Origin of the sequence: Campylobacter sp. RM19073 (assembly GCF_024723495.1) — a bacterium.
GTDB lineage: Bacteria > Campylobacterota > Campylobacteria > Campylobacterales > Campylobacteraceae > Campylobacter > Campylobacter porcelli.
In genome coordinates this window covers 1-2,900 of the sequence record NZ_JANQCT010000046.1, presented here as the reverse complement: position 1 = coordinate 2,900, position 2,900 = coordinate 1, and the positions used below count along the sequence as shown (strand labels likewise).

The 2,900-nt window shown below is 30.7% G+C and carries 4 protein-coding genes; all 4 read right to left on the bottom strand.

The window, feature by feature from the left end; translation table 11 throughout:
• Positions 1-39: 39 nt before the first annotated feature.
• The 4 genes from CSUIS19073_RS08070 to CSUIS19073_RS08055 are packed head-to-tail and all read right to left on the bottom strand — an operon-like array spanning position 40 to position 2,775.
• Positions 40-867, bottom strand: coding sequence for a glycosyltransferase family 2 protein (locus CSUIS19073_RS08070; protein ID WP_086242674.1), 828 nt, complete (start codon positions 865-867; stop codon positions 40-42).
• A complete protein-coding gene (locus CSUIS19073_RS08065) occupies positions 864-1,952 on the bottom strand; it encodes a DegT/DnrJ/EryC1/StrS family aminotransferase (RefSeq protein ID WP_086242675.1) in 1,089 nt (362 codons plus the stop codon). Before CSUIS19073_RS08065 ends, CSUIS19073_RS08070 begins: the two co-directional genes overlap by 4 nt.
• Positions 1,949-2,341, bottom strand: coding sequence for a sugar 3,4-ketoisomerase (locus CSUIS19073_RS08060; RefSeq protein ID WP_086242676.1), 393 nt, complete (start codon positions 2,339-2,341; stop codon positions 1,949-1,951). The genes CSUIS19073_RS08065 and CSUIS19073_RS08060 overlap by 4 nt, the downstream gene beginning before the upstream one ends.
• Entirely contained in the window at positions 2,341-2,775 is a 435-nt protein-coding gene (locus tag CSUIS19073_RS08055) for a sugar 3,4-ketoisomerase (RefSeq protein ID WP_236845317.1), read from the bottom strand. The genes CSUIS19073_RS08060 and CSUIS19073_RS08055 overlap by 1 nt, the downstream gene beginning before the upstream one ends.
• Positions 2,776-2,900 lie beyond the last annotated feature (125 nt).

The window sequence follows — 2,900 nt, the reverse complement described above, 5'->3', positions numbered from 1 at the left end:
AGAGCCAAATTTTTATAATTTAAAAATATTAAACATAATCTATTTTTTTAAAAATATATAGTTTTTTATTATAAATTCAATTCTTTTGTAGAGCTCATATCTTTTAGTCTTTTTAATTTTAATTTTATTTAATTTTTTATTTTTTATTGTGTTATTTGAATGCCAACGATACGAAAACAACACTTCATTTATAAATTTATACTTGCCAATTTTGGAAAGTTGAAGATGCATATACCAATCTTCCAGTGGAGCTTTGTTTGTAAAATGCCCAATATTTTTAAGCGCATCTGTTCTTATAAGACATCCATTAGGCACATAGTTTCCTTTTAATAAGGTTTTATAAGCACCAAAAAGATCTAAATTTTTATCTATTACTCTTAATCTTGGGTGTTTAGCTGTAAAATATTGCCAAAATGTCGTATATCCCTTATCTATATCAACTGGATTTTGTGCGATATCCCAAGCTATTTTATTTGAGTTCTCATCGATTATCTCGCTATCGCCTACAGCTGTGACAAAATTAGAATCTCGTTCCAATTTTGTATATAATGTCTCTATAGAATTTGGCTTGGCTAAGTCATCAGAAGCAATTAAATATATATACTTTCCATTTGCCAAGTCTATAAGAGTATTAAGAGTTGCGCATATACCTTGATTTGTTTGTGTTATGAGCTTTACTGCTATAAATCTATCTAAACACCTTTTTTCTAAACTCTTAATTATATGCCAAGTATTGTCACTAGAGCCATCATCGATAATGATAAGCTCTAGATTCTTATAACTTTGATCAATAATAGACATAATAGTCTGCGTAATATATTTTTCATGATTATACGCAGGTATTAAAACAGATATTAATGGCTTCATTTATAGCTATTTATCACTTCTACAACTTTTTGTATTTCATTATCACTCATCACAGGTGAAATAGGAATGCTAATAATATCATTGTGAATTTGCTCAGTTATTTTAAAGCTAAGGTGATTTAGCTCTTTATAACACTCTTGCTTGTGTGGCGGGATTGGGTAGTGGATTATGGTTTGGATATCATTATCATCTAAATATCGTTTAAATCTTTCACGCTCTTTAACCCTAATAGCAAAAACATGCCACACATGGGAATTTTCGCTGTAAGTTTGCGGCAATTTAATTAATGAATTTTTAATATTTGTTAAATAATATTGCGCTATCTCTTTGCGTTTAGCGTTATCGCTATCTAAATATTTTAATTTCACATCCAAAACAGCAGCTTGGATCTCATCTAATCTAGAATTTAATCCTTGATAGATATTTTCATATTTTTTATGCGAACCATAGTTGGCTAAAGCTCGAATTTTCTGTGCTAACTCTTCATCATTTGTAGTCACAGCGCCGCCATCGCCTAATGCGCCTAAATTTTTCCCTGGATAAAACGAAAATCCACTCGCATCGCCTAAGCTCCCGACTCTTTTGTCATTATAATACGCACCATGAGCTTGGGCTGAGTCTTCGATAATTTTTAGATTATATTTCTTAGCTAAAGCCCAAAATTTATCCATTTTTACAGCTTGACCATATAGATGAACGACCAAAATAGCTTTGGTTTTATCAGTTATTTTGGCCTCTATTAAATCTGGATTGATATTATATGTATCCAAATCTGGCTCCACTAGCACTGGGCTACATCCATTATCAGTGATAGCTAAAATACTGGCTATATATGTATTTGCTGGAGCTATAATCTCATCGCCTTTGCCAAATCCATAAGCTTTGATAATGAGCCTTAAAGCATCTAGGCCATTAGCACAACCTATGCAATATCTAGTTCCACAATACGCAGCAAAATTGCTCTCAAACTTCTTATTTTGCTCACCTAGTAGATACCAACCACTATCTAATACCCCATCAATCCTAGCTTTTATCTCATCTTTATATCTAGCGTTAATTGCTTTTAAATCCAAAAATGGTATCACTTTATCTCCTTTAAAAACTCATTATAATCTCTTATATACTCACTCTCATGATAATAATCGCTAGCTAAAACCATTAGCCTACAATCATTAGAGAAATTACGCATAATCCGCCACATATTTACCCCGATATATAGACCAATATTAGGCGAATTTAGCTTAATTATCTCTTTATTTTTCCCATCATCTAGCTCAAATTCACAACTTCCAGCTAGTGCTACCACGACTTGCTCAAGCTTAGTATGAGCGTGAAAGCCCCTAGGCTCTGTATTTGTATCATAGATATAATATACCCTTTTGATATCAAATGGGATATTTTTTAAAGATTCTAAGCTTACTAATTTACCACGCCCATCGCCTATAACATTGAAATTTAAAATTTTATAGTTCATTATGCCGCTAAAAGGGCACTTTTTCTATACCCCCCCCCTCCGCTATTCATAATTTGGCAATACTCATCGTAATTATAAATATATTCATCTTTATCATAATAACAATCGCTTAAAACAAGCAACACGCAATCTGGCGAGAAATCATACATTGTTTTCCATATCATATTATCTATATATAAGCCTTGTTTAGGATTATCAAGTGTAAATTCTATTTGTGTAAAAGAGTTATCTAACATAATTTTACAGCTTCCACTCAAAACTATAAATAGAAATTTGGAATATTTATTTGCGTGATTGCCTCTTTCTACGCCATTTGGAACATTAAAAATATAAAACACCCTTTTAATGTCAAATGGAGAATTGGCTTGATTTTCTAAGGCTACCAAAGTAGAACTCTTATCATCAAAATATTTAAAATTAATTAATTTATGCATACGGTTGCCTATATTTATCATATATCTTTAGAAAAATAAAATTTCTAGAGTATTATAGCAAATATTAAAAAATATTTACTTAAATTTAATATAAAACATATAAATATTAATCTATTTATAAAATA